Source organism: Streptomyces sp. NPDC059092 (assembly GCF_042756365.1).
Taxonomy (GTDB): domain Bacteria; phylum Actinomycetota; class Actinomycetes; order Streptomycetales; family Streptomycetaceae; genus Streptomyces.
In genome coordinates, this window is the sequence record NZ_JBHZEJ010000057.1 from 1 (window position 1) to 25,934 (window position 25,934).

The 25,934-nt window shown below is 68.5% G+C and carries 18 protein-coding genes, 6 tRNA genes and 1 pseudogene; 18 read left to right on the forward strand and 7 right to left on the reverse strand.

Annotated elements, in window-relative coordinates; translation table 11 throughout:
* Together ACFXPL_RS27110 and ACFXPL_RS27115 are read right to left on the reverse strand one after the other, a co-directional pair.
* A partial coding sequence (locus tag ACFXPL_RS27110) for a DEAD/DEAH box helicase (protein WP_384924433.1) occupies positions 1-1,777 on the reverse strand: 1,777 nt, incomplete at its 3' end.
* Between the two features lie 228 nt (positions 1,778-2,005).
* Positions 2,006-2,650, reverse strand: coding sequence for a hypothetical protein (locus tag ACFXPL_RS27115; protein ID WP_384924435.1), 645 nt, complete (start codon positions 2,648-2,650; stop codon positions 2,006-2,008).
* A 153-nt stretch (positions 2,651-2,803) separates the two neighbouring features.
* Here ACFXPL_RS27115 and ACFXPL_RS27120 point away from each other — a divergent pair, with 153 nt between their 5' ends.
* From ACFXPL_RS27120 to ACFXPL_RS27140, 5 genes are all read left to right on the forward strand, one after another.
* On the forward strand, positions 2,804-3,154 hold the full coding sequence (locus ACFXPL_RS27120; RefSeq protein ID WP_384924437.1) for a metallopeptidase family protein: 351 nt from the start codon (positions 2,804-2,806) through the stop codon (positions 3,152-3,154).
* Between the two features lie 136 nt (positions 3,155-3,290).
* The gene (locus ACFXPL_RS27125; RefSeq protein WP_384924439.1) at positions 3,291-4,955 is read left to right on the forward strand and encodes a metallophosphoesterase; all 1,665 of its coding nucleotides are present in this window, start codon (positions 3,291-3,293) and stop codon (positions 4,953-4,955) included.
* Positions 4,956-5,081: 126 nt separating this feature from the next.
* Positions 5,082-5,154 (forward strand) — tRNA-Glu (locus ACFXPL_RS27130).
* A 43-nt stretch (positions 5,155-5,197) separates the two neighbouring features.
* Positions 5,198-5,272, forward strand: a tRNA-Asp gene (locus ACFXPL_RS27135).
* A gap of 27 nt (positions 5,273-5,299) precedes the next feature.
* A tRNA-Phe gene (locus ACFXPL_RS27140) sits at positions 5,300-5,376 on the forward strand.
* 474 nt (positions 5,377-5,850) lie between these two features.
* Here the strand turns inward: ACFXPL_RS27140 and ACFXPL_RS27145 are convergent.
* The 3 genes from ACFXPL_RS27145 to ACFXPL_RS27155 form a co-directional block, all read right to left on the reverse strand.
* Positions 5,851-6,195: a hypothetical protein gene (locus ACFXPL_RS27145; protein WP_384924441.1), complete on the reverse strand. Its 345-nt coding sequence runs from the start codon at positions 6,193-6,195 to the stop codon at positions 5,851-5,853.
* Positions 6,196-6,429: 234 nt separating this feature from the next.
* Positions 6,430-6,555: a hypothetical protein gene (locus ACFXPL_RS27150; protein ID WP_384924443.1), complete on the reverse strand. Its 126-nt coding sequence runs from the start codon at positions 6,553-6,555 to the stop codon at positions 6,430-6,432.
* A gap of 212 nt (positions 6,556-6,767) precedes the next feature.
* Complete coding sequence (locus tag ACFXPL_RS27155; RefSeq protein WP_384924445.1) at positions 6,768-7,616, reverse strand: GIY-YIG nuclease family protein; 849 nt, start codon at positions 7,614-7,616, stop codon at positions 6,768-6,770.
* Between the two features lie 149 nt (positions 7,617-7,765).
* On the opposite strand from ACFXPL_RS27155, the gene ACFXPL_RS27160 reads away from it, so the two are divergent.
* From ACFXPL_RS27160 to ACFXPL_RS27215, 12 genes and pseudogenes are all read left to right on the forward strand, one after another.
* A complete protein-coding gene (locus ACFXPL_RS27160) occupies positions 7,766-9,115 on the forward strand; it encodes a DNA cytosine methyltransferase (RefSeq protein ID WP_384924446.1) in 1,350 nt (449 codons plus the stop codon).
* Entirely contained in the window at positions 9,112-9,909 is a 798-nt protein-coding gene (locus tag ACFXPL_RS27165; RefSeq protein WP_384924448.1) for a very short patch repair endonuclease, read from the forward strand. Before ACFXPL_RS27160 ends, ACFXPL_RS27165 begins: the two co-directional genes overlap by 4 nt.
* Before the next feature lie 451 nt (positions 9,910-10,360).
* On the forward strand, positions 10,361-12,739 hold the full coding sequence (locus ACFXPL_RS27170) for an ATP-binding protein (protein ID WP_384924450.1): 2,379 nt from the start codon (positions 10,361-10,363) through the stop codon (positions 12,737-12,739).
* Positions 12,736-14,415, forward strand: coding sequence for a DEAD/DEAH box helicase family protein (locus tag ACFXPL_RS27175; RefSeq protein WP_384924452.1), 1,680 nt, complete (start codon positions 12,736-12,738; stop codon positions 14,413-14,415). The genes ACFXPL_RS27170 and ACFXPL_RS27175 overlap by 4 nt, the downstream gene beginning before the upstream one ends.
* A complete protein-coding gene (locus ACFXPL_RS27180; RefSeq protein WP_384924454.1) occupies positions 14,412-15,011 on the forward strand; it encodes a hypothetical protein in 600 nt (199 codons plus the stop codon). Before ACFXPL_RS27175 ends, ACFXPL_RS27180 begins: the two co-directional genes overlap by 4 nt.
* Positions 15,004-16,344 (forward strand): RNA polymerase subunit sigma-70, encoded by a 1,341-nt coding sequence (locus ACFXPL_RS27185; RefSeq protein WP_384924456.1) that lies wholly within the window; start codon positions 15,004-15,006, stop codon positions 16,342-16,344. The genes ACFXPL_RS27180 and ACFXPL_RS27185 overlap by 8 nt, the downstream gene beginning before the upstream one ends.
* Positions 16,345-16,505: 161 nt before the next feature.
* Positions 16,506-16,817, forward strand: a pseudogene (locus ACFXPL_RS27190) (class I tRNA ligase family protein); the annotation flags it as partial.
* Between the two features lie 460 nt (positions 16,818-17,277).
* Positions 17,278-17,352, forward strand: a tRNA-Asp gene (locus ACFXPL_RS27195).
* A gap of 21 nt (positions 17,353-17,373) precedes the next feature.
* Positions 17,374-17,450 (forward strand) — tRNA-Phe (locus ACFXPL_RS27200).
* A gap of 202 nt (positions 17,451-17,652) precedes the next feature.
* Positions 17,653-21,651, forward strand: a complete 3,999-nt coding sequence (hrpA, locus tag ACFXPL_RS27205) for an ATP-dependent RNA helicase HrpA (protein WP_384924458.1) — start codon at positions 17,653-17,655, stop codon at positions 21,649-21,651.
* Positions 21,652-21,741: 90 nt separating this feature from the next.
* Positions 21,742-21,816 (forward strand) — tRNA-Asp (locus ACFXPL_RS27210).
* Positions 21,817-22,109: 293 nt separating this feature from the next.
* Entirely contained in the window at positions 22,110-22,361 is a 252-nt protein-coding gene (locus tag ACFXPL_RS27215; protein WP_384924460.1) for a DUF6274 family protein, read from the forward strand.
* A 489-nt stretch (positions 22,362-22,850) separates the two neighbouring features.
* Here the strand turns inward: ACFXPL_RS27215 and bldC are convergent, their stop codons facing one another.
* Positions 22,851-23,057 (reverse strand): developmental transcriptional regulator BldC, encoded by a 207-nt coding sequence (gene bldC / locus ACFXPL_RS27220; RefSeq protein WP_003949541.1) that lies wholly within the window; start codon positions 23,055-23,057, stop codon positions 22,851-22,853.
* Between the two features lie 507 nt (positions 23,058-23,564).
* Positions 23,565-24,425 carry a hypothetical protein gene (locus ACFXPL_RS27225; protein ID WP_384924462.1) on the reverse strand — a complete coding sequence of 287 codons (861 nt, stop codon included), beginning with the start codon at positions 24,423-24,425 and terminating at the stop codon, positions 23,565-23,567.
* 160 nt (positions 24,426-24,585) lie between these two features.
* Between ACFXPL_RS27225 and ACFXPL_RS27230 the strand changes: the two genes are divergently transcribed.
* Entirely contained in the window at positions 24,586-25,677 is a 1,092-nt protein-coding gene (locus tag ACFXPL_RS27230; RefSeq protein ID WP_384924464.1) for a Leu/Phe/Val dehydrogenase, read from the forward strand.
* The last annotated feature ends 257 nt before the right edge of the window (positions 25,678-25,934 follow it).

The following is a 25,934-nucleotide window of genomic DNA, read 5'->3' on the forward strand; positions in this document are numbered from 1 at the left end:
CGTCACGGCGCTGGAAACCACCGCGGTCGCCGCCACGGTCGCCACCGCGGTCGTCGCGCGGCGTGTAGCCCCGCGCGCCGCCCCGGCCGCTGCGCTCGCCCCGGTCGTCCCGGCGGCCGAAGTTGCCGCGCTCGTCGCGCGGCGCCGCCTGCTGCGGTACGGAGGCGGCCTTGGCGGCCTCCTCGACCGCGCGCTCGGCCTCGGCCGTCACCGCGGCGACCGCCGCCTCCGGGTCCTCGCCCCGCTCGCGCGCGGCGCGGGCGACCAGTCGGCCGGCCTCCTCGCGGAGCTCGGTGGCGCGCCGCTGGGCGCGCTCCAGCTGCTTGGTCAGGTCGGCGGCCTCGCGCTCGGCCTGCTTGGCCGCGTTGTTCGCCGAGTCCGCCTGGACCTCGGTGAGCGAACGGGCGCCGGTGATCTCGGCGACCTCCGGGTCGAACGCGCCGGCGCCGCCGACCATGTGGCGCGAGGCGTCGACGCCCGCGTCCTCCATGAGCCGGAAGATCTGCCGGCGCTGGTGCGGCAGCGCCAGCGAGACGACGACACCGGACTTGCCGGCGCGCGCCGTACGGCCCGAGCGGTGCAGGTAGTCCTTGTGGTCCCCGGCCGGGTCCACGTTGAGCACCAGGTCGATGCCGTCCACGTGGATACCGCGGGCCGCGACGTCGGTGGCGACGAGGGCGTTGACGAGGCCCTCCTTGAAGTCGGCCAGCGTCCGCGTCCGCGCGCCCTGCGTCATGCCGCCGTGCAGCGCGTCGGCCTTCACGCCCGAGTCGCGGAGCTGCTCGGCGATCCGGTCCGCGCCGAGCTGCGTCCGTACGAAGATGATCGTGCGGCCCTTGCGGGCGGCGATCGCCGCGGTGACGGGGGCCTTGTCCTTGGGCTTCACGACGAGCACGTGGTGCGTCATCGTCGTGACGTTGCCCTGGGCGCTGTCGACCTCGTGGCTGACCGGGTCGGTCAGGTAGCGCTTGACCAGCGAGCTGATCTCGTTCTCCATCGTGGCGGAGAAGAGCATGCGCTGGCCGCCGGCCGGCACCAGGTCGAGCAGTTCGGTGACCTCGGGCATGAAGCCCAGGTCCGACATCTGGTCGGCCTCGTCGAGGATCGCGATCTGGATCTGGTCCATCGAGCAGGCGCGGCGGTTGATCAGGTCACGCAGCCGGCCCGGGGTGGCGACGAGGATGTCGACGCCACGCTCCAGGGCGTAGATCTGGTTGCTCATCGACGTACCGCCGCAGACGACCTTCATCTTCAGGCCGAGCACGTCGCCGTACGGCTGGAGCGCGTCCGCGACCTGCATCGCCAGCTCGCGGGTCGGGGTGAGGATGACGCCGCGGGGCTTCTTCTTCTCGGTGTGGCCGCCCGCCAGCGTGGCGAGCAGCGGCAGACCGAAGGAGAGGGTCTTGCCGGAGCCGGTACGGCCGCGGCCCAGGATGTCCTTGCCGGCCAGGGCGTCCGGGATGGTCGCGGCCTGGATCGGGAAGGGGGAGGTGACGCCGTTCTGCGCGAGCTTGCGGACGATGCCGTCGGGCAGGCCCAGGTCGCCGAAGGTGGGGCCGGTGGGGGCCTCTGACGTCTCGTCGGTCTCGTCGGCCCCGGACACCTCGGGCGTCTCGGGGGTTTCAGCGGCCTCGGGGGTCTTGGTGACCTCGGGGGCCTCCACCGTCTCAGCGACCTCGGGCGCCTCGGTGATCTCCGCCACATCGGCGGAGATGACGGCCTCTACGGCCTCGGCGTTCTCGGGCATGACGGTGTGGTCAGTACTGGAAATGGACATGCGAAATGCGAAACCTTCCGGAGTCTCGGCACGCGCCCAAACTCCGTGATTCGCAAATCGACCGCCTCAATGCGGTCAGCCACGGCAAGGGAGAGTACGCGCCACGCGGCGCTCTTCTGTGTCGGCGCCGGGCAATGATCAAACGATCTACTACCATACGCACCTACCCCCCACCGAGGCAAACCGAGCCCCCGCCCCCACGGCGGAAAGCACGGAAAGAGACGCGCGTCACACCGGCCCCGGCTGCGCCGACGCCGACGGCTCCTTCATCATCCCCGCCCCGTCCGCCAGCGCCATCGCGGCCATCCGCATCTCCGCCGCCGGCGACGCCGACGGCGGCTCCTGCGGCTTCGTCGGCTCCGGCTCGGGGTCCGGGTCCACCGGCGCCGGGGTCTGCGTGGGCTGGACGGGCGGGGGCGCGGAGCGGGTGGGCTCCCTGGTCGGTACGGGCTCGTTCCCCGGCGCGGTCGGCTTCCCGTTCCCCGGCTGCGGCCGGGCGCCCGTGGACGGCCTGGGCGACGGTACGGCCGACGAACCGGCCTCCGGCGACGGCCCCTTGCCCGCCTCCGCCTCCGTGGCCCCGTCCCCGGCGCCGCCCTTGCCGTCGGCCCCGGCGGCGCCGTCCGCCTCGGCCCGCGCCGTACCGCCGGCGCTCTGATCCGTATGGCCCGGCCACGCGTCGGCGCCACCGACTCCGGCCGCGTCCCCCGTACCGCCGTCGGGTTCGGTGGCGGCGCCACTGCGGTCCGCCGGGCGCGAGGGGGCCGGGCTCCCCGCGTCGTCGCCGACGCTCATACAGCCCGCGGAGGTCAGGGCCGCCACGGACGTGACGATCCAGACGGCGAGACGGCCTGGGGCGGACAACTGGCGCACGAGCGGCACCTCCGGGGCGTGGCAACGGGGCTCCCGCCGACGGCGGGGACGGACCGCCCTGCCCAACTCCCTTTTCACCGCCGGGGACACGCCCGGGACGTACCGAGGCGTCGACGATCTTGCCGGGGGGCGGATCTGCCGGACAATGGCCCTGTGCTGGAGATGACACGCGAGACCTTCGAAGAACTGGTGAGCCAGGCCCTCGATCAGATCCCCCCGGAGCTGACCAGGGTCATGGACAACGTCGCCGTCTTCGTCGAGGACGAGCCGGACCCCGCCGACCCCGAACTCCTCGGGCTGTACGAGGGGACGCCGCTCACCGACCGGGGCGAGTGGTACGCCGGTGTCCTGCCCGACCGCATCTCCATCTACATGGGCCCCACCCTGCGGTACTGCGAGAGCGCGGAGGACATCGTCCACGAGGTCTCCGTGACCGTCGTCCACGAGATCGCGCACCACTTCGGCATCGACGACGACCGGCTGCACGAACTCGGCTGGGGCTGACGGCCGGGCGCGGGCCCGCACGCCTGCCCGCGACCGTGGTCCTCACCCGTACGGGCCCGGTCCCGCCCCGTACGCCGACTACTCCTCTTGGCGGCGGCCAGGCATGGCGGACCACCGCTGCGGGCATACGCGCCCAATGGCCCGTGATGTCCCGCGCTTCCCCTTCCGTGCCCTCCGCGCCCCGCTCGCCGGCGTCAAGGGACATCTCCGCGCCCGCCGCACCGCCCCCACGAGCGCCCTCATCCAGGTCCATCCCCCGCACCCCCTCACCCGCGCGCTCGGCCTCACCGCCGTCGTCCTGCTCGGCGCCTGGCTCGGGCTGCTGATCGTCGGGAGCGTGCGGACGCCGGTCGGCCCGATGGACACCCGGATGACGCTCCGCCCGTCCGTCTCCGGCGGCACGAAGATCAACGTCTCGCCGCTGGGCGCGCTGGAGCTGGCCACGCACACCGGTCCGGTACGGCTGGACGTGGACGTCGACCAGCTCGACCCGGTCCGCTCCACCGCCCTCGTGCAGCATCCCGAACGGCTCTCCGGGCTCCAGAGCGAGATCACCCGCGACGTCAGGACCGGCACCACGGAGCTGGCCGTACGCTCCGTCGTCGCCGTCGTGTCCGGGGCGACCGCCCTCGGTCTCGCCGTCTACCGCCGCCCGCGCCGCGCGCTCGCCGCCGGCGGCCTCGCGTTCACGCTGCTGGGCGCCTCCGCCGTCGGCGCGTACGCCACCTGGAACCCCCAGTCGGTGCTGGAGCCGAAGTTCTCCGGGCTGCTCTCGTCCGCGCCCCAGGTCGTCGGCAACGCCCGCTCGATCGTCAGCGACTTCGACGTCTACCAGAAGGAGCTGGCGCGGCTGGTCACCAACGTGACCAAGCTGTACGACGCCACCTCCACGCTCCCCACCTTCCAGCCCGACCCGGCCACCCTCCGCGTCCTGCACGTCTCAGACATCCATCTCAACCCGGCGGCCTGGCACATCATCGGCTCTCTCGTGGAGCAGTACGGGATCGACGTCATCATCGACTCGGGCGACACGATGGACCACGGCGCCTCCGCCGAGAACGCCTTCCTCGACCCGATCGCCGACCTGGGCGTCCCCTATGTCTGGGTACGGGGCAACCATGACTCGGACGTCACCCAGGAGTACCTGGAGCGCATGCGGAACGTGCACGTCCTGGACGACGGCCGGGCCGTGTCCGTCGGCGGGATCCGGATCGCGGGCACGGGCGACCCGCAGTTCACCCCGGACCGCTCCAGGAAGGCCCCGGGCGACCCGGCCGAACGCATGGCGGGCATCCAGCTCGCGTCGGCCCTGCGCGACCAGGAGCGGGCCGGTACGCCGGTGGACGTCGCGGTCACGCACGACCCGCTGGCCGCGCGCCAGACGGACGGCGTGGTGCCGCTCGTCCTGGCGGGCCACGTGCACCAGCGCAAGACCGAGGTGCTGCCGTACGGCACCCGGCTGAAGATCGAGGGCTCGACGGGCGGCGGCGGGCTGCGCGCGCTCCAGAACCAGAAGCCGGAGAAGGTCCGCGCCTCCGTGCTCTACCTGGACCGGACGACCAAGCGGCTCCAGGCGTGGGACGAGATCACGCTCGGCGGTCTGGGGCTGACGACGGCGGAGGTCAGCCGCCATCTCCCGCAGGAGGCGGGCAAGCCCGGCGCGGAGCCGGGTGCGGAACCCGGCAGCGGCGCCGGTACGGATCCCCCGGCCGGCGCGTCCACCTCCGCCCCGGCCTCCGGTTCCTCCTCGGGATCCGGTTCCTCGGGTCCCACGCCGGCCCTCCCCGAGCCCGCGCCCTGACCGGCCGCGGGAAGGCCCTGGCCGGGCCGGTCCCCGGGGCCCGTAAACCGTTTTGGCGATAGCTCCTCGCATCGCATATGCTGCGGACGTCCCCGACGCGCTGCAAAGCGCCCAGGCGGGCCCTTAGCCCTCATCGTCTAGTGGCCCAGGACGCCGCCCTTTCAAGGCGGTAGCACGGGTTCGAATCCCGTTGGGGGCACGCACATCGGTGCGTATGCGGATTTATTCGCATACGTAAACCTGGTCCTGTGGAGCAGTTTGGAGTGCTCGCCACCCTGTCAAGGTGGAGGCCGCGGGTTCAAATCCCGTCAGGACCGCTTGCAGATCGCCTCGGCGAACTGCGTGGCTGGGTAGCTCAGTTGGTACGAGCGATCGCCTGAAAAGCGATAGGTCGCCGGTTCGATCCCGGCCCCAGCCACCAGAGTGAGAACGTCCCGGACAGCATTCCGTCCGGGACGTCCTCGTCGTGTGCCCCGGCAAAAAACCCACCCACCTTGATAGTAATCGGCCCCAGAGGCTTCTGGTGCTGACATGTCAGCACCGGACGGCCACGGTTCCAGGCTGCCGAACCACTCTCGCTCCCGCGCAGAACCCGTGCTCCTCCAGAGCGCGCCACACGCCGCCCTGTCAGGCCCACAGCAGGGTGACAGTGCGCGCGGCACAAGAATCCGCGTTGGGGTTCGCCGGTCGTTCCGGCACGATGGCCACGCTGCCTCTGATCGCAAAGACTTACGTGTGCGGCCCATTCGGCCAATCCGTGCCGGTAGACAAATGCCAGGAGTTCGAATCCCCTAGGCTCCACATCGAAGAAGACCCTCTTGACCTCCAATAATGCAGCGCGGGGGTCTTTTTTATCCTATTTCCCTGTGCCCATCAGTGGGCACATCGGTGCCCGTCAGGATGCGGAGAACCCGGTGATTTCTGCGGTTCGCCAGCCCGCGTGATTCCCTGGTCGATCTCCCAGGACTCGGCCTCCGCGGTGGAGTACGGCCCTCGCCTCGGCCCCGGCGCCCAAGCGAACGCCCTGTACACGATGATGGGCCGCGACAAGAAACAGTGCCACCTCTTCCTGCCGTTGTCGGCCTACGAGATCGACGCCGACCGCGCCTGCGGCGGCCAAGCGCTCGGCGAGCAGGAGCAGCTTGACCGCGCCGTCGCTGACCTCATCCGCAAGATCGAGAACGGCACCGAGGAGCGCGTGATCCTCACCGAACGGCCGCGTGAAGCCATCCCGGCCCATTTTCGCGACGCTATCGCGGACCTGCCTACGCCGTGCGCCCCAAGACCCGACGCACACCGACCCGCAGAAGCGTCGAGGCCGAGCGCCGAACCATCACCACCGTCCCCGGATCGACGAGCGGCGGCCGAAGCCGCGGAGGCGGAGCGGCGAGCCGCGACGGCCAGCGGGCCGGGTGTGCTGGTATACCGCGATCCGCGTGGCGGCCACGGGCACCAGGGCCCATCGGTCTGGGGATCATCTGGTCGCGAGGTACCCGCTCTTGTCCGCGCGGCTCAGGAACGCGACGACGAACTCACGGGGAACCTCCGACGAGACGCGATCCGCGACCGAGGTGTCGCGCAGGACGCTGATCGCCGCCACGGGCGCCTTTTCGCAGAGGTTCGAGACTGTAAGGCCAGGGTTCCGCGCGCGGAAGACTTGAGCGACCTGGGGCGGGTGCCGGCCCCGGGGAAGTGCGAATCCTTACGCTGACGTGGCGCGATCCCGTGCAGCGCACGACGCGGTCACGGCGCCCGAAGAGCCGGATTCCAAGCCGTCGCTGTAGCCGCCGTGCTGTGAATTGTCGGGCTCTGTCAGGAAGCGCCCTGGGCGGGCGAACCGCTGTCCACCGCCGCCTCATCCTCCGGAGCGGAGAGCGGGACGCTGTCGATTGTCTGCCCACCGCGGTAATACCGCGAGGCGCTCGCGTATTCGGCGGGGCCTTCCTCGTACATGACGATGTAGCCCCCAAGCGCCGTGATCTGCCAACCGCTTGAGGCCGCTTCCGAGATCCTCTTGAGGAGATCGTCGACCGAAAGCTCCACGTCCGTGATGACGAGGTTGGCACTCTCCAGATCACCCGACTTCGCGTACCGGATGTTGTAAGGAAGCGACGCCTTGAGCGCTTCCAGCAGGTCCAGGACATTTGTCTCGCCGGCTGTGAGGCCCTCGACCGGCCGCGCGAGATCGATCGGATATAGGGCGTCGAAGTGGTTGGGCTTGAGAGTGGTGTGGTCTCGCTGTCGGCCGGGGTCCCTGTTGCCGAAGCCGTTGTTGTTCCACGGGATCTCGCCCAAATCCTTGTGGTGGTTGATGAGCAGCTGTTCCGGCGCCAGGGCCGAGAAGTCCTCCGCTACGTACAGGCACGAGAAGGTCATGTCGCTCGGTGCGATTCCGCGGCGGCCCGAGATCTTCTTAAGGTGCTGTCGAAGTCTCACGGGAAGGGATTTGTCGGCTTTGCCTACATAGACGAAGTCGTCGTGCAGGTAGAGCTGGTAGACGCCAGGGCGCTCCAGCAGCTGGCCGATACTCGTGTCGCTCAGCGGGGCCCTGGTCAGCGTGGCGAGATCCGCCGCGAGCTGATCGCCAAGCGCCTTCGTGATGCTGAGGGTGAAGCTCCGGTGGAACGTTGCCTTTTCCGAGCACCCTGCTGTCGCCTCCATGACCCCCGCCGCCCTACTCATGATCCTTGTCGGTGATAACGGTGTGGAGGCTACGACATCACAGATGTTTCTTCTGACCTATCGATAACTACTGCCGCTACTCCGCGGTATGGTTTTCCCTGCGCTGAACTGCAAGGAGTGGGAAGACCATGGAACGTACGTCGGTAGAGCTCTTCGCGGGCGGAGGCGGGCTGGTCCAGGCCAGCACGAAGACCGGGTTCCGGCACCTGCTGCTCAACGAGTTCGCCAAGAGGGCGTGCGAGACGCTCGAGGGGAACCGCTTCGACGCGTTCCCCGAGGGCACTGCGCCTGACGTGCTGGCCAAGTGGCTGGACGGGATCGATGAGCAACGCGAGCGGGGCACCGGGGCCGCTGACGCGGGAGAGCGCCCTATCTACCCTCCGCTGGTCACTGGAGACGTCCGACAGCTGGACATGAACTTTCTCCGGGAGCGGAAGGTCGATCTCTTGGCCGGCGGACCCCCGTGCCAGCCGTTCAGCCTTGGTGGGGTCGCGAAGGGCGACGAGGACGAGCGGAACATGTTCCCGGAGATGTTCCGGGCGGTTCGCGAGATCCGACCCAAGGCCGTTATCTGTGAGAACGTCCGAGGACTTCTCCGTCCGTCCTTCAAGCCATACTTCGACTACATCAAGCGCGAGCTCACTCTGCCGTTCGTGCAGCGCCGGGACGACGCCACATGGCAGGAGCACGACCGTGCGTTGCGTGAGCGGATCGAGGCGAAGGACACAGATCCGGCGGAGACATACAAGGTCACCCAACATGAGGTGAACGCCGCCAACTACGGGGTGCCGCAGATCCGCAACCGTGTGATCCTCCTGGCCTTTCGCGCTGACCTGGGCGTGGACCCGGATCTGGTCGAGCGTGCTGTGGCGCGCACCCACTCCCATGCGGCCCTCGCGCGGACGATCCTCGATGGCTCCTATTGGCGCCGGCACGAGGAGAAGGGCGCCGAGATCCCGAAACGCGTCATCGACTTGGTGACGTCGCGTTACGAGAACGAGCAGCTGACGTTCGAGAGTGGTGATGCCGAGCTAGAGCCGTGGCTCACCCTCCGGGACGCGGTACTGGGACTGCCCAAGATCAACACCCGCACGCTGGACAAGACGACGGAGCAGGAAGGCGTGCCCGATCACGTCGGATGGCCCGGAGCCCGGATCTATCACGGGCACACGCCCAACGAACTCGACCGGCCGGCGAAAACGGTCAAGGCTGGGGTGCACGGGGTGCCTGGCGGGGAGTCGGTCATGCAGCTCGACAACCTGGTCGTCGATGAGGAGACCGGGCAGAGGCGCCCCGAGCACCGATACATGACAGTGCGCGAGGCCGCCAGGGTCATGACATTCGGTGACGGCTGGAGCATGGCGGGTCCGCGCGGTGAGCGTATGCGGCAGCTGGGCAACGCGGTTCCCGTGAAGCTGGGCGAGATCTTCACCAGCGCCGTCGCGAAGGCCCTCGACGACGCTGAGCGGCGTTCGTGAACGACGCCACCGCGTCCCGGCAAGAGGGATGGAAGGACAAACCGCCGCCCGAGAGGGCATGGCGAGGCCGTCAGGGACGGACCAGGAAGGCGATCATCGCTGAGCAAGATCGTGCCGCGGGGAGCCGCGAGGAGCGTTACGTCAAGCGCAAGGACGGGGAGTACGCGTTGGGCTCGATCACGTTGAAGGTGTTGCCCAGCACTCGCCGCATCCGGGCCTATCTCCGCTGGTCGGAGGGTGGCCGTTCGCCTGCTCTCTACGTCGGTGAGGTCGAGCACCCGACGCGAGCGGCGAACCTCGACCAGGCGTGGAAGATCGCGAAGGACCGGGGCATGGTCGGGAAGCGTCACGTCCCCGAAGGCTCATGGGCGTCGTCGTCCGCCACACGATCGGTGATGCGCGGGAACCGGGGCCGCGACACTGCGCCTGAACTTCGGATCCGCTCGTTGCTGCACCAGGAGGGCCTGCGCTATCGCGTGTCCACTCGACCGCTGCCCGGCGTGAACCGAACCGCCGACCTGGTCTTCAGTCGAGCGCGAGTCGCCGTCTTCGTCGACGGGTGCTTCTGGCACGGCTGCCCAGACCACTGTCGACCCGCCCGGACCAACAGCGACTTCTGGCGCACAAAAATCGACGGGAATCGAGCCAGGGACGCTCAGACCGATCGGTTTCTGGCGGACGCGGGATGGCGGGCCATCAGAATCTGGGAGCACGAAGATCCTGTGCGAGCGGCGCGTCGAGTCGCCGCGGCCGTTCGCGGCTTTGCGGGACAGGACGATCACAGCGTCCCATGACTCACGAGGTCGTTGATCGCGTCTGGCGCACGGCGGAGGACGATGCGTCCGTCTCCGTCGCTGAACGCGAGCAGGCCCTCCCCGATGTTGATGCCGGCCTGGCCAGCAGCCCCAAAGACAGTTCGACGCGCCCATCGGACTCTACGGATATCTCGGCGGGTTCACGGATCACGGGATGAGTCCCCCAAGAGCCGTCGGCGTCCGCTACCGGCCCTGCTGACCCGCGGTGCGGGTTGCACTTGCGATGATCCTTCTATCGCATCGCGAAGAGCGCCCTCGTTCCCTCAAGTAGGTTCAGTGGAGCGAAACTTGGCGCGCGTTGTCAGTGATGCCCTCTACTCTTCTCTTCATCACGCGTACGGCTCGCCCCGAGCCGCGCGTCGAAACGCGGCCCGCGGTAGGGCTCTCTTCGGCGTGCCCACGCGAGACGAAGACAGGGGTCCATCCACCTATGAAGATCACTCCATCCGCGCGCGTGCTGCGCATGCTGGGTGAGATCGAGTTCGACGAGTGGCAATGCATCGCGGAGCTGATCGACAACGCCTTCGACGACTTCACCGAGATCCATCGCTCCGGGACCCCCTGGGCGGGCGGGTACCGGGTCAGCGTCGAGCTCCCCGACTCGGCCCAGGGACAGCTCGTCATCACTGACACGGGGCGCGGCATGACGTACGACCGACTGGAGCGGGCGGTACGGGCCGGCTGGTCGGGCAACGACATGCACGACAAGCTCGGTCTCTTCGGCATGGGGTTCAACGTCTCCACGGCCCGGCTCGGGAAGCGCACGCGGGTCCTGACGACGCGGCAGGGCGACACCGAGTGGATCGGTGTGGAGATCGACCTGGACCGCATCGGAGACGACTTCGAGGCGGAGGACATCACCGAGCCGAAGGCCGATCCCAACGAACACGGCACCCGCATCGTCATCAGCCGCCTGCACCCGACGCGCGCTGGATGGCTGCGGAAGAACGGCCCGGCTCTGCGCAACATCCTGGGGCAGGTCTACTCCTGGCTGCTCCTGGAGCGTCCGTTCGAACTGTGGGTCGGCGGCTTCCAGGTGAAGCCCGTGCGCCACTGCCGCTGGGGAGACGATCGCTCGGTTCTCTACAACAACAAGGAGCGCATCCCCGCCTACATCGAGATCGACCAGAGGCTGGAGAACGGTCTCGCCTGCGGTGACTGCGGACAGTGGCAGCTCACCGATCGCGACACCTGCGAGGACTGCGGTAGTAACCGGCTCACTGCTCGCGAGCGCCGTGTGCACGGGTGGCTCGGCATTCAGCGGTATATGCACAAGAACGACTACGGGATCGACTTCCTGCGGAACGGCCGCAAGATCCTGCGCTGGGACAAGCAGCTGTTCACCTGGCGTAACCCTGACGGGGCAGCGGGCAACGAAGAGCCGGAGTATCCGGTGGACCTCGCCCACCAGGGTGGCCGCATCATCGGAGAGATCCACCTCGATCACGTTCCGGTCACCTACCAGAAGGACGCCTTCGAGTACGGCGACCGGAGCTGGCGCTCGGCGGTCGAGATCGTGAGGGGAGTCGCGCCGCTGCTGCCGAGGCGTGCGGCCGACATGGGGTACGAGGAGAACACCAGCCCGCTCGCGCTCCTCTTCAAGGCGTTCCGCCGCAACGACGCCGGTCTCCGATACCTGGTCCCGGGTGACGGACGTAAGCCGATGCATGACGACACCCGCCGGTGGGGACAGGAGTTCCGCCGGGGCAATCCCGACTACCAGACCGATGAGCGCTGGTGGCAGGCGGTCGAGGACCACGAGGCGGCCAAGAGCAGGGGCAAGAACGCCAAGGCGGCCGCCGCCACCCCGGGGAGGCCCGACGAGGCGGCGGTGATGGAAGCGCTCGGCTTCAACGGAGCGGACACCGCCGAGCCGACCACTCCCGCGAACGAGACGGGCGGGGCGAAGCTCGGCACGGAGGAGGAGTCGCCGAAAGATGGCGGCACCTCCGATACCTTCGCGCCGGCCTCGGGGCAGCGTCCGGAGACCAGGCACGAGCGCGTTACGCGCTACATGGAGAACTCCACCACCTACCCGGCACTCAGCCGCTCCTTCGGTCACCCGCGCGTCGGCTTCGTCGAGGTCGAGACGCGTCAGCTGACGGCGGGCAATCTGGCCGACGAGAACCTGCATCGCACGCCCGTCCTGCTCGACCAGCGCGCCGGCAACAGCCTCGTGGCCTTCCTAGACCTCGACCACGCGATCTTCCAGAAGTTCGGCGCTGACCCGGCGGACCTCCTGCTCGCCGAGGTCGCTGTGCTGCTCAGGGTGCGGGCGGAGACGGAGTGGAGCCACTCCGAACTCATCGCGGCGATCCGTGCCGAGTCGCTGCCCGCCACCGCCCTGGACGCCCAGTTGATCAGCGCCGAGGCGCAGGAACTCCTGGCCGAGATCCGTCACCGCATGGTGTCGGAGCTGGACCGTACCGGCGAGGCGGGGAAGGCGTATCACTTCCTCTCTCCGGACGAACTCACGGCCACCGAGCACGCCATGATCGCCAACGGCAAGGTGACCCGTACCGTCGACCTCGGTACGAGCGGTGAGTTCCTGCTTCACGTGCCGGCACTGTTCCTGGTCCGTCTCGTCGAGTCGCTGCCGTCGGCGTTCATGGACAACCGTGTCTTCCAGGGGGTGTACGAGGGCGTCGCCTCCGCTTCCGCGCGTCGACTCAGCCTGGCCCGCACGGTCGGCTACCTCTCCGACGTGGCCACCCAGGCGACCTTCGCGGGGGCCAGTCTCCCGAATCAGCTGCTGCGCACGAGGCTGAGTATCCGCCTGCTGGCCGACGACCTCGCGGAGGAGAAGTGAGCGCCGTCTTCCTCGCGGCGGAGGAGCTGTTGAGGGGAGGACCCGCAGGTCTCACGCACGCCACCGAGCGGGCCCTCTGGCACCTCGGCTTCAACGACGTGCGTGTCATCGACGGCGCGGGCGACCACGGCGCGGACCTCCTGGCCGTGCGCGGTCGAGAGCAGTGGGTCTTCCAGTGCAAGTGGAAGACTGGCGGGAAGGTCGACCGCAGCGGGGTGGACGACTTGGAGAGAGCCCACGCGCGCTACCGCGCCGACAAGGCCGTCCTGGTGACCAACACCGACATCAACGGGGTGGCGGCTGCTCGCAGCGCGGCGCTCAACGGTGTCGGCGTTCCGATCACCCTCTGGCATGGCGCGACTCTGGGATCCATCGGTGACCAGATGCCCGAAACCGTCCCCGCGAAGTACACACTGCGCCCCTACCAGGCGGAGGCGGCGGAGGTGGTGATCCGCGATCTCGACGCGAACGGCACCGCCCTGCTCGTACTCGCGACGGGGCTCGGTAAGACGGTGGTGGGTGGAGAGATCATCAGCCGTCACCTCAGGGCCAATCCGAACGCGAAGATCCTCGTCGTGGCGCACATGAAGGAGCTCGTAGCACAGCTCGAGAAGGCGATGTGGCGGCACATCCCCAAGTCCGTTCCCACGCGCCTGCTCACTGGGGAAAGTCGACCCGAAAGTCTCGACGGAGTCGTCGTCGGAACCGTCGAGTCCGTTCTGGGTGCCGTACGCGTGGGCTACCGGCCCGACTTGATCATGATTGACGAGACTCATCACGTGGCCGAGACCGGCAGGTTTGCGGAATTGCTCGATCTGTGTGGGAATGCTGAGCAGTTCGGAGTGACGGCGACGCCCTGGCGCGGCGACAAGTTTGACATCACTTCTCGCTTCGGGTATCCGAGCTTCAAGATGGGTATCGCGGAAGGCATGGCCGCCGGCTACCTGTCCGCCGTCGACTACCGGTTGTACGTCGACAACGTCGACTGGGACGCGGTCAGGGACGCCAGCGTGCACGGCCAGTCGATCAAGGACCTCAACAAGTCCCTGTTCCTGCCGCAACGCGACGAGGAGATCGTCGAGCACTTCCGCGAGGCGTGGCGAACGACGGTCGATCCGAGGGCCATCGTCTTCTGTCAGACCATCGAACACGCCGAGCACATGGCCCGGTTGTTCGCCGCGTCCGACTCGGCGTGGTCCAACGCGTCCTTCCTCCACAGCGCGCTCCCGCGGCAGCGGCGCCAAGTCCTGCTCAACGAATTCCGGCTCGGCCGGGTACCAGTGATCACTTGCGTCGACGTTTTCAATGAGGGAGTCGACGTCCCGGACGTCAACCTCATCGCGTTCCTGCGGGTCACGCACAGCCGGCGGATCTTCGTCCAGCAACTCGGGCGTGGGCTTCGGCTCAGCCCCGGCAAGGTCGCCCTGCGGGTCCTCGACTTTGTGACCGACATCCGCAGGGTGGCGGCGACCCTGGAACTTCGGCGATCGCTGGAGGCCCAGGATGCCCAAGAGAGCGAGCACCTACGCGTACGTATGCCGCACGCCTCCCGAATCCAGTTCAGTGACGAGACCGTCGGGTCCCTAATGGACCACTGGATCCAGGACGCGGCAGACCTTGAGACCAAGGCGGACGAGGTCCGCCTTCAGTTCCCTTTGACGAGAGGAATCGAATGAGCAAGTACGCGATCCCCACGGACCTGGAAGAAGAAGTCGTGCGCCTCCTCTACAAGAGGATGGCCGACCTCAACTGGATCTACCTGCCGGATGCCGACCGCACCCGTCACTACGTGACGTGGACGTCCGACCCGGCGATCGGAGGACGGCTTCTGCCGTTCATCGGGAAGACCGAGAACATCCGGCCGTGGCTCAAGGACAGGCCCATGAAGGAGTACGTCCGGGCCACTTACGGGGTAGGCAAGTGGGCCCCGCTCGTGGCCAAGCCCTCTACCCCGGTCAGCGAGCTTGTTGTGCGGGCTCTCGGCCCCGGCTGGGAAGTCGACCTCGAGACCCTCGCCATCAAGCCGCTCTGCGTGAAGATTCGCCACGAGAACGACGAGGAGACGGAGCAGCGGTTCGCCTGGGCCCCGATGCGCGACTTCAAGCACCTCGCGTGGGCGGCCATCGCGACACAGGCTGGTGGCGACGCGCTGCCCTGGGTCATCTGCACGGTGGACTCCTTCGTTCGGAAGATCACTCCGGAGCAGAAGGCGACCAACCAGCGGATCGCGCACCGGCTCGGCCTGACCAGCGCGCATGTCACCGATGGCTGATGCGGACGGTGCGATGACCGAGGCTGACGACGACTGGCTTAGCGCCGCTTGGCGTGTTCTACCCCTCCGGTCGCGTCGCATGGTCGAGGACCGTGCCCGTGGGGAAACACTCGGGAGCATCGGGCAGCAGCATGGGATGAGCCGTGAAAGGGTTCGTCAGTTGCTTGTGATGGCGCAGGAGCGACTCTGCTATTACGCAGACGCCTTCGTCGATGACTGGCGTGATCGGCTCATGGCTCTCACCGTGAGTCCGGCGATACCTGAGTCCGAACTAGCCGCGGCGCTGGGCGTACGCGAAAACATTGGTGTGGTGCTTCTCGTCCAGGCTGTGGGGGCTGAGCCTCCATTGACGTGGGCTGGTCGCCTGCACGGCTGGTGGACGCGCAATCCGACCGCCTTGGAGGTCCTACTGCGATCTGGAGTGGAGGAGGCGCCGCTCCGTGGGGAGGACGTGGCGGTGAACTTCGCGTCGGCCGGTGTACCGGACGATGTTCCGTTGCTGGAGTTGCTTGAGCACTCGAAGAGCCCTCTTGTGCCCGGCGTCGAGGGCTCTTGGCTGCGTCGTCGCGCCCGCGGTAGGGACGCGGCCTACCTCTATCTGCTGGCGAATGGCGAGCCCTGTCCGGCTGAGGACCTGCTCGAACCGACTGGGATCAAGCGGAAGCCCGCCGTCACCGAAGCGCTCAGGCGGGACGAGAGGTTCGTCCAGCTCCGACTGGAGGGGAAGTGGGCGCTGGCCGAATGGCCCCACCTGAACGTGACTCCATACCCGAACGCCGTGGAGGCATTCGTCGCCGTGCTGGCCGAGCTGGGCCCTCTGCCCAAGGAAGCCCTTTTCATAAAGGTTGGCGAGCGGTACCCCGTGACGCTGTGGCGCCTCCAGCAGTGTCTGCTGGACGACAGGGTGGGAATGACGGAAGACGGTTCGATCGACCTTGTCGCGCGCGGAGCCGATCCGATCGAGGAGAGTGAGCCGGCACAGCCAGCCACGATGGCCGCCGACCCTGCCGGCAATGTATTCGGGGTCCGGCTGACGGTGGACAAGGACATCCTGCGCGGCAGTGGCGTCGTCGTCAGCAGCTGGCTTACGTGGCGGCTCGGGATGCGGCAGGCTCCCATGGCCAGGACGTTTTCCATCGCTGGTCACCCGACGCCGATCACCCTAAAGAGGGCGACGAGCGCGGCCCAGCTCTCCAGCCTGCGGGTACTGGCGAAGGAGAACGGGATGGTCGGGGGCTGCGAGTTCGTTCTCTTTCTCCGTAGGGACGATTCGACCGCCCGCATCGAGCACGCTTGTGCTCGACAGTACTGCCGGGCGGGGGTCCCTTCATGAGCGAGGTGAAGGCGGACGTCTCCGAGGCATGAGCCGTTGCCGCGGCGGTGGCGAACTGTGATGCGGGATCACTCGTAATCCCGGGAGTACGAGTGATGTCGGCCGCGCGGGCCGCGTTCTTCGTCACACATGATTGGCCGCCCGCGCGGCTTCCGTTTGTCCGGGGCCAATTCGATGCGGACGAGTAGAGCGACAAGCCAGCGTACGCGGTCGTCATCCCGCCGCCGAGCGTCACCGAGTCGCTACATCACGGGCGCACCTTCGAGCACAAGCTGATCGACGTGCTGACGCGGCGGAAGCGGATGCAGCGCTTCGAGACGCTGTGCCGGCCGGGCATGGGCCACGCTGGCATCTCGACGCAGAACATCGGGGAGCGGGAACTCGCCAAGGAGGGCAAGTCGCACCACGACCTCGGGCGTGATGCGTCCATCGAGCGGGTGTGGACGTGGAAGGCCGAGTCGGGCGGGCAGATGTAGTAGCCACCGTTGTAACGACCGATCGAACTCGCCCAGTACCCGTCGTTCAGGCTCGCCGAACACCTCGAGGGCCGCTGGCATCGCGCAAGCATCGGATCCGCCGGTGACACCTACGACAACGCGCGGGGCAGCCTTTGCTGTCTCAGCTGGGCGGTGCCGTCGGGGGTGGCCGACGGACGGGCCCACTCTGGACGTGGACCTGCTGCCCTACCCTGAGCTGGAGAACAGCCCCGCCTGACCTGCTTGTATCGCGCGTGCAATCGCGCTGATGCCCGTGCTGACATGTCAGCACGGGTCCGGGGTCGAGCCGGATCGAGCCGGGCGGAGAGGGATGGAAACGGGGGTTTTCATCCCTGTTCTACAGCAAAATCGCAGGTCAGGAAGGTAACGATTTCGGGTTCGAATCCCGTTGGGGGCACGCAACACTGTGTGCGAGACTAGTGCTCGCACATTGCTTGGTCCTGTGGAGCAGTTTGGAGTGCTCGCCACCCTGTCAAGGTGGAGGCCGCGGGTTCAAATCCCGTCAGGACCGCTTGCAGCCGCGAGGCTGCGTGGCTGGGTAGCTCAGTTGGTACGAGCGATCGCCTGAAAAGCGATAGGTCGCCGGTTCGATCCCGGCCCCAGCCACCACCGCCCGCAAGGGCACGAGCCCCCGCCCGGTCCGTCCGGCGGGGGTTTTCCCGTGGCCCGTACCCCGTGGCCGGCCGTCCCTCTTCCATGGCCCGCCACTCCCCTCCCGTGTCCCGTGCGGGTGCCGCCGCGCCCGTACCCGGCCGGCCCGCCACGAAATCGTTCGCCTCCCCGTCGGCGCGGGTGAGATCCTGGTTTCGGTATGTCTACTTCCTTCGCCGACCTCCAGACCCTGCTGGCCGACGTCCCGCTGCGCGACGCGCAGCGGCTCGGCCGCCGTCTCGAAGGCGCACGGCGCATCCGTAAGCCCGAAGCGCGCCAGGCCGTGCTCGACGACATCGCAGGTCAGGCCGAGAAGGCCGCCGAGCGCACCCGGCTGCGCGCGGGGCGGGTGCCCGCCGTCTCGTACCCCGAGCAGTTGCCCGTCAGCCAGAAGAAGGACACGATCCTGGAGGCGATACGCGACCACCAGGTCGTGATCGTCGCCGGGGAGACCGGGTCGGGCAAGACGACCCAGATCCCCAAGATCTGTCTGGAGCTGGGCCGTGGCGTCCGCGGCATGATCGGGCACACCCAGCCGCGCCGGATCGCCGCCCGTACGGTCGCGGAGCGCGTCGCGGAGGAGCTGGACACGCCGCTCGGCGAGGCGGTCGGCTGGAAGGTCCGCTTCACCGATCAGGTCAACCAGGACGCGACCTTCGTCAAGCTGATGACGGACGGCATCCTGCTCGCCGAGATCCAGACGGACCGCGAACTGCTCGCGTACGACACGCTCATCATCGACGAGGCCCACGAACGCAGCCTCAACATCGACTTCCTGCTCGGCTATCTCGCCCAGCTCCTGCCCAGACGCCCCGACCTCAAGGTGATCATCACCTCCGCGACCATCGACCCGGAACGTTTCTCCCGGCACTTCGGGGAGGCGCCCATCGTCGAGGTCTCGGGCCGTACGTACCCGGTCGAGGTGCGCTACCGCCCGCTCCTGGAGGACGACAGCGCGGAGCGCGACCGCGACCAGATCACCGCGATCACGGACGCCGTCGAGGAGCTCCAGCGCGAGGACCACGGCGACATCCTGGTCTTCCTCTCCGGCGAGCGGGAGATCCGCGACACCGCCGAGGCGCTGCAGAAGCTCTCGCACCGCGGCACCGAGGTCCTGCCGCTCTACGCCCGGCTCTCGCACGCCGAGCAGAACCGGGTGTTCCAGCGCCACAGCGGACGCCGGGTCGTCCTCGCGACGAATGTCGCCGAGACCTCGCTGACCGTCCCGGGGATCAAGTACGTGATCGACCCGGGCAACGCCCGGATCTCCCGCTACAGCCACCGCACCAAGGTCCAGCGGCTGCCGATCGAGAAGATCTCCCAGGCCAGCGCCAACCAGCGCAAGGGCCGCTGCGGCCGTACCTCGGACGGGGTCTGTATCCGGCTCTACTCCGAGGAGGACTTCGAGTCCCGCCCGGAGTTCACGGACGCCGAGATCCTGCGGACGAACCTGGCGTCCGTCATCCTCCAGATGACGGCGGCCGGGCTCGGTGACATCGAGAAGTTCCCGTTCATCGATCCGCCGGACCACCGCAACATCCGCGACGGTGTGCAACTCCTCCAGGAGCTGGGCGCCTTCGACATGACGGAGAAGGAGCCCGCCAAGGGGAAGGACCGGACCAAGCGGCTCACCCCGCTCGGCCGCAAGCTCTCCCAGCTCCCCGTGGACCCGCGGCTCGCCCGGATGGTCGTCGAGGCCGACCGCAACGGCTGCGTACGGGAGGTGATGGTGATCGCCGCCGCGCTCTCCATCCAGGACCCGCGCGAGCGCCCCTCGGAGAAGCAGGCGCAGGCCGACCAGCAGCACGCCCGCTTCAAGGACGAGACCTCCGACTTCCTCGCCTTCCTCAACCTCTGGCGGTACGTACGGGAGCAGCAGAAGGCGCTCTCCTCCTCCGCGTTCCGCCGGATGTGCAAGACGGAGTACCTGAACTTCCTGCGGATCCGCGAGTGGCAGGACATCTACTCGCAGCTCCGCACGGTCGCCCGGCAGATGGGCATCCACCTCAACGAGGAGGACGCCGCGGAGCAGTCCGTCCATGTCTCGCTCCTCGCGGGCCTGCTGTCGCACGTCGGTATGAAGGACGTGAAGGAGAAGGAGGCATCGAAGAAGGACAGCGGAAAGGACGGCGCGCGGAAGGACGGCACCAGGAACGAGTATCTGGGCGCCCGCAGCGCGAAGTTCGCGGTCTTCCCCGGATCGGCCCTCTTCAAGAAGCCGCCGCGCTTCATCATGTCCGCCGAGCTGGTGGAGACCTCCCGGCTCTGGGCGCGCGTCAACGCGCGGATCGAGCCCGAGTGGATCGAGCCGCTGGCCGGCCATCTCCTCAAGCGGACGTACAGCGAGCCGCACTGGGAGAAGGACGCGGCGGCCGTCATGGCGTACGAGAAGGTCACGCTGTACGGGGTGCCGATCGTCGCCCAGCGCAAGGTGAATTTCGGCCGAATCGACCCCGAGGCGTCGCGGGAGCTGTTCATCCGCAACGCGCTGGTCGAGGGCGACTGGCGCACGCACCACCAGTTCTTCCATGACAATCGCAAATTGCTCGGCGAGGTCGAGGAGTTGGAGCACCGCGCCCGGCGCCGCGACATCCTCGTGGACGACGAGACGCTCTACGACTTCTACGACCGTCGGGTCCCGGAGGACGTGGTCTCCGGTGCGCACTTCGACTCCTGGTGGAAGGCGAGGCGGCAGAAGGAGCCGGAGCTGCTCGACTTCGAGCGGTCGATGCTCATCAACGAGAAGGCCGGCTCGGTCACCAAGGACGACTACCCGGACTCCTGGCGCCAGGGGCCGCTCAAGTTCCGGGTGACGTACCAGTTCGAACCGGGCACGGACGCGGACGGCGTCACCGTCCACGTACCCCTCCAGGTCCTCAACCAGGTCACCGCCGAGGGCTTCGACTGGCAGATCCCGGGGCTGCGCGAGGAGGTGGTCGTGGAGCTGATCCGGTCGCTGCCCAAGCCCGTACGCCGCCACTACGTGCCCGCGCCGAACTACGCCGCCGCCTTCCTGGACCGCGCCGTGCCCCTCCAGGAGCCGCTGCCGTTCACCCTGGCGCGCGAACTCCAGCGGATGGTCGGTGTACCGGTCACGGCCGAGGACTTCGATCTGAGCCGGGTCCCGGACCACCTCAAGATCACGTTCCGGATCGTCGACGAACGGCGCCGCAAGATCGCCGAGGCGAAGGACCTGGAGGCGCTGAGGCTCCAGCTCCGCCCCAAGGCCCGCCAGGCCCTCTCCCAGGCCGCCGCGGCCACCGCGGAGCGGGCGGGCGGCGAGACGATCGAACGCACGGGTCTGACGGAGTGGACGCTCGGCACGCTGGTACGGATCTTCGAGACGCGGCGGGCCGGCCAGCCCGTGAAGGCGTACCCGGCCCTGGTCGACCAGGGCGCGACCGTGGCCGTACGGCTCTTCGACACGGAGGCCGAGCAGCAGCAGGCGATGTGGGCCGGCACCCGGCGGCTGATCATGCTGAACATCCCGGTCAACCCGGCGAAGTTCGCCTCCGACAAGCTCAGCAACCAGCAGAAGCTGGCGCTGTCCCGCAATCCGCACGGATCGGTGCAGGCGCTCTTCGAGGACTGCGCGACGGCCGCCGCGGACAAGCTGATCGCGGACCACGGGGGCCCGGCGTGGGACGAGGAGTCGTTCCGGAAGCTGTTCGACAAGGTGCGCGCCGACCTCGTCGACGCGACGGTGAGGACCGTCGGCCAGGTCCAGCAGATCCTGGCCGCCTGGCAGTCCTGTGAGCGCCGCCTGAAGGCCACGAACAGTCTGGTGCTGGTCAACAACGTCCAGGACGTCAGGGACCAGCTCGCGGCCCTCGTACCGGCCGGCTTCGTCACCGGTACGGGGCTGCGCAGGCTGCCGGACCTGATGCGCTACCTGGTGGCGGCGGACCGCAGGCTCCAGCAGATGCCGACGGCCGTCCAGCGCGACACGACGCGCATGGAGAAGGTCCACGAGATGCAGGACGAGTACGCGTGGCTGCTCGAACAGCTCCCGCGGGGGCGGCCGGTGCCGCGCGAGGTGCTGGACATCCGCTGGATGATCGAGGAGCTGCGGGTGAGCTACTTCGCGCACGCGCTGGGCACGGCGCAGCCGGTCTCGGACAAGCGGATCGTGAAGGCGATCGACGCGGCGGCGCCGTGACGCCGGGGCCGCCATCATCCAGTTCGACCGCACCCTCCGGGCTGCTGTAGAGTTTCGTTTCGCAGCCGCCGCTACGGGGCCGCGAAACCTGGTCCTGTGGAGCAGTTTGGAGTGCTCGCCACCCTGTCAAGGTGGAGGCCGCGGGTTCAAATCCCGTCAGGACCGCAGTAAAGAAGGCCCGCATCCGGTGACGGACGCGGGCCTTCTGCCGTAGGTACGCGAGGCCGCCGCGCCCCCGGACGCGGGCTTTTGCCGTACGAGGCGCTCACCGGGGCCTGGACGCCCGACTCCATTGCATACGGCAAGCGCCGTCGACGCGGCGGTAACGCCGCAGTAATGGCGTGCCCAAATCGGCCGGGCCCGGGGCGATGCGTCTTGACGGGGTTCGCGGCCCGGGGGTACCTAAACAGAAGGCCCCTTGTCCGTCACATCCCGGGGCCGCACCGGGGGTGGTGTGTGTGACCGCATCGACAGCGAGGCCGGCCGACAGGACCGGGCCCGCCAGGCAGACGAAACACGAGACGGGCGCACTGCTGCGCGCCCATCTGGCAGCCGCCTCGGGGCGCCCGCACGCCACCGGGTACTGCCCGATCTGCCATCGCCTCCAGCGGCTCGTCGACGAGTCCGCGGCGGCGCTCGACCCGGCTCCCGGGGGCTGCGGTTTCCTCGTGGAGAAGTTATCCGCGGACCAACCCCCTCCCGCCAACTGACGTCTGACTGCCGTTCAGCCGCCGGCCGACGATCCGTCCCCCCTCGTTCCGCACCGCCCCGCGTGGCGGTGTGCGTTCCGGAGGGACGCCCACCATGATCTGACACGTACCCGACGAGCGGTTCACACCCCGTCGACAGGAGCGGAGAGGTGTGACGGGAGTCACGCGAGAACTTCCTGCACAGAGCAGGACTTACACCCCTCCTACACGACACGAATTTAATATGTGCAATTGCACTCTCCTCCAGGGCCCTCCTCACCGGTTCCCCGCCCTCCCCGGAACCACTCGTTCCGCACCGTCCCGCACACAAAAAAATCGCGCCGGACTCGGCGGAGTCCGGCGCGATCGACGACTTACCCGTCTTGCGTGGGCATGGGACCTGTTGGGGCAGGTGCCCGTCGTGTGGAGCCATGGGTCGGGACGACCGGATATGGGGGACCCGGCTGTGCCCTGGTTGGTTTGAGCCCTAAATGAGCCTTACTGGGGTGTTCAGGCCTCGCTGCGCTGCTGCGGAATACCCGCAAGCAGTGCGCGGACCTCTGCCTCGCGATACCGGCGATGCCCACCGAGCGTGCGGATGGACGTGAGCTTGCCGGCCTTTGCCCAGCGTGTGACCGTCTTCGGGTCCACACGGAACATCGTGGCAACCTCAGCCGGGGTCAGCAGCGGCTCGGCATCAGGGGTGCGAGCGGTCATGAGCGGCCTCCTCGGGAGAACCGAACCATCTCGGTTCTTTCCTCTAAATTCTGCACCTTGACCCGCGTTGCCCGAAATGGCGGACGCGGGCCGAGTCGGTTATAGGACGAACGGCTTGTCCTCGGCACTACAACTACACCATCCGTCCAGCCACGTAGGCCAAACCGATGGAATTGCCCTCTGAGGCGCTCATCAGCGGCGGAAGCCGATGGACCATGCCATAGCGGACAGTCACGTCACAGATACGATCAGTCACAGAATGATCAGGAGTCACTGGCCCCCCTACATAGAGTGCAATGCCGAGCATTCCGCCCACACTTGGACGGATGGAGCCCTCCCCGGACTCCTTGTCCTATTTTGGCACGAGGAGGGGTGATGGGCGCAAGAGCCCCGTTAGTGCGGTCCGTCACGCTTGAGGCAAACGCCCGGATCGGGACCTCTGCCCCGGTGCCCGCTTCAAGGTCCGGTCAAGCCCGTTCCACGGTCTCCCCATGACCGTTCGGCCGGTCAGCTCGCGTACTGCCGGTCCCGTACCGCGCGCCAGCGCTCCATGAGCCGCCCGTACGCCGCCCCGGCCGCCTCGCCGTCCCCCTCCCGGAGCGCCGCGACCGCCGCCGCCACATCGGCGGCCGAGCGGTCGTCGGCCAGCTGCTCCCGGGAGATCACGTGGACGAGGCCGCCGTAGTCCAGTTCGACCAGTGAACGCGGGTGGAACTCCTCCAGCCACCGCCCCACCTCGATCAGACCCTCGACCAGTGGGCCGTCGTCCAGCGTCTCCCGCAGCGTCTTCAGCGCGCGGGCCAGCCGCCGCCTGGCCTGCACCATCGGGGTCCGGTAACGCAGTACGGGCGCCCCGGCGCCGCCCTCCTCGCCGGCCGGGCCCTCCTTCTCGTACAACCGCTCCTCGTCGGAGAAGAGCGCGAACCAGCCCGGCGGGACCTGCCAGAGCGCCGTCCTGATCCAGGGCCGCGCGTCCGGATTCCGGTCCCGCCAGTGCTCGTAGTCCGAAGTGGCCTGAAATCGCACCACCGGAGGCAGCACCGCGTCCAGCAGCGGCGCGGGCAGCGTCTCCGTCAGCTCCTCCAGCGCCAGCCAGCCGCGCAGCCGCGTCCGCCAGGGACAGACGCACACCACGCCGTCGACCTCGGTGACGAACGCGTCCCCGCTCTCGTGCACCGGAACGGGCACCGGCGGGGTGGGCAGCAGGTCCGCGAGGGAGCGCCGCAGTTCGTCCTGGGCGCTGGGGATACGTTCCCGCTTGGCGTAACGCGCCCAGTGGGTCCTCTCCGGTTCCGGAAAGGCCCCCAGCGGCTCGTACACCCGCAGGTAGGACGCGTAAGGGACATGAACAGAAGACACCGCCGGCATGGGCGGCATCGTCCCATGCCCGTCACCCCCGAGGGGGTGATCCTCGGCACTGCGGCCGATCCACGCCTGCCGAGGACTTACCCTCTTGCTTGCCCGACCGGTCGCTCCACCACCCATCGGAGGGGCCGCCCAACGCCGTTTCTACTGGGGAGTCACCACCGTGACCGATGTTTCCGGCGCGCACACGGACGTACTGCACACCCTCTTCCGCTCGGAGCAGGGGGGCCATGAGCAGGTCGTGCTCTGCCAGGACCGCGCCAGCGGCCTCAAAGCCGTCATCGCGATCCACTCCACCGCCCTGGGCCCGGCCCTGGGCGGCACCCGCTTCCACCCGTACGCGTCCGAGGAGGAGGCCGTCGCCGACGCGCTGAACCTCTCCCGGGGCATGTCATACAAGAACGCCCTCGCCGGACTCGACCACGGCGGCGGCAAGGCCGTGATCATCGGGGACCCCGACCACATCAAGAGCGAGGAACTGCTGCTGGCCTACGGCCGGTTCGTGGCCTCGCTCGGCGGCCGGTACGTCACCGCCTGCGACGTCGGCACGTACGTGGCGGACATGGACGTCGTGGCCCGTACCTGCGCCTGGACCACCGGGCGCTCCCCCGAGAACGGCGGCGCCGGCGACTCGTCCGTGCTGACCGCCTTCGGGGTCTTCCAGGGCATGCGGGCGAGCGCCCAGCACCGGTGGGGCGACCCGTCGCTGCGCGGGCGCACGGTCGGGGTCGCGGGCGTCGGGAAGGTGGGGCACCACCTGGTCGAGCACCTGCTCAAGGACGGCGCCGAGGTCGTGATCACGGACGTGCGCGAGGCGTCGGTACGCCGGGTGACGGACGCGCACCCGCGGGTCACCGCCGTGGCCGACACGGACGCGCTGATCCGCACCGAGGGCCTGGACATCTACGCCCCGTGCGCGCTCGGCGGCGCGCTGGACGACGCCTCCGTGGCCGCGCTCACCGCGACGGTCGTCTGCGGGGCGGCCAACAACCAGCTCGCCCACCCGGGTGTCGAGAAGGACCTCGCCGACCGCCGGATCCTGTACGCGCCCGACTACGTGGTGAACTCGGGCGGGGTCATCCAGGTCGCGGACGAGCTGCACGGATTCGACTTCGAGCGGTGCCGCGCACAGGCCGCGAAGATCTTCGACACGACTCTTTCGATCTTCGCACGTGCGAAGGAGGACGGGGTTCCGCCGGCCGCCGCGGCCGACCGGATCGCCGAGCACAGGATGGCCGAAGCGCGCCGCTCGTGAGCGTCACTCGACCACACCTGACCGTTCAGGTGTGGTCGATCCGGCTCCGGGAGGCGGGCGGCGGTGAACGGGGAGACCAGACTCACGCGGGTCGGCGGGTCGCCCCTCCAGAAGAGGTTAAAATCGCTGCTGACCAGCGAGGACGGGGCGTCTCGCCGACCCTGCACCGGGGCGCGTCATGCGGGCGGCGTACCGTATGGCCGCGGAAGCAGGTACCGTTGAAGCCCTACGGACGGGTCTCTCCGCGGAGAGCTCGT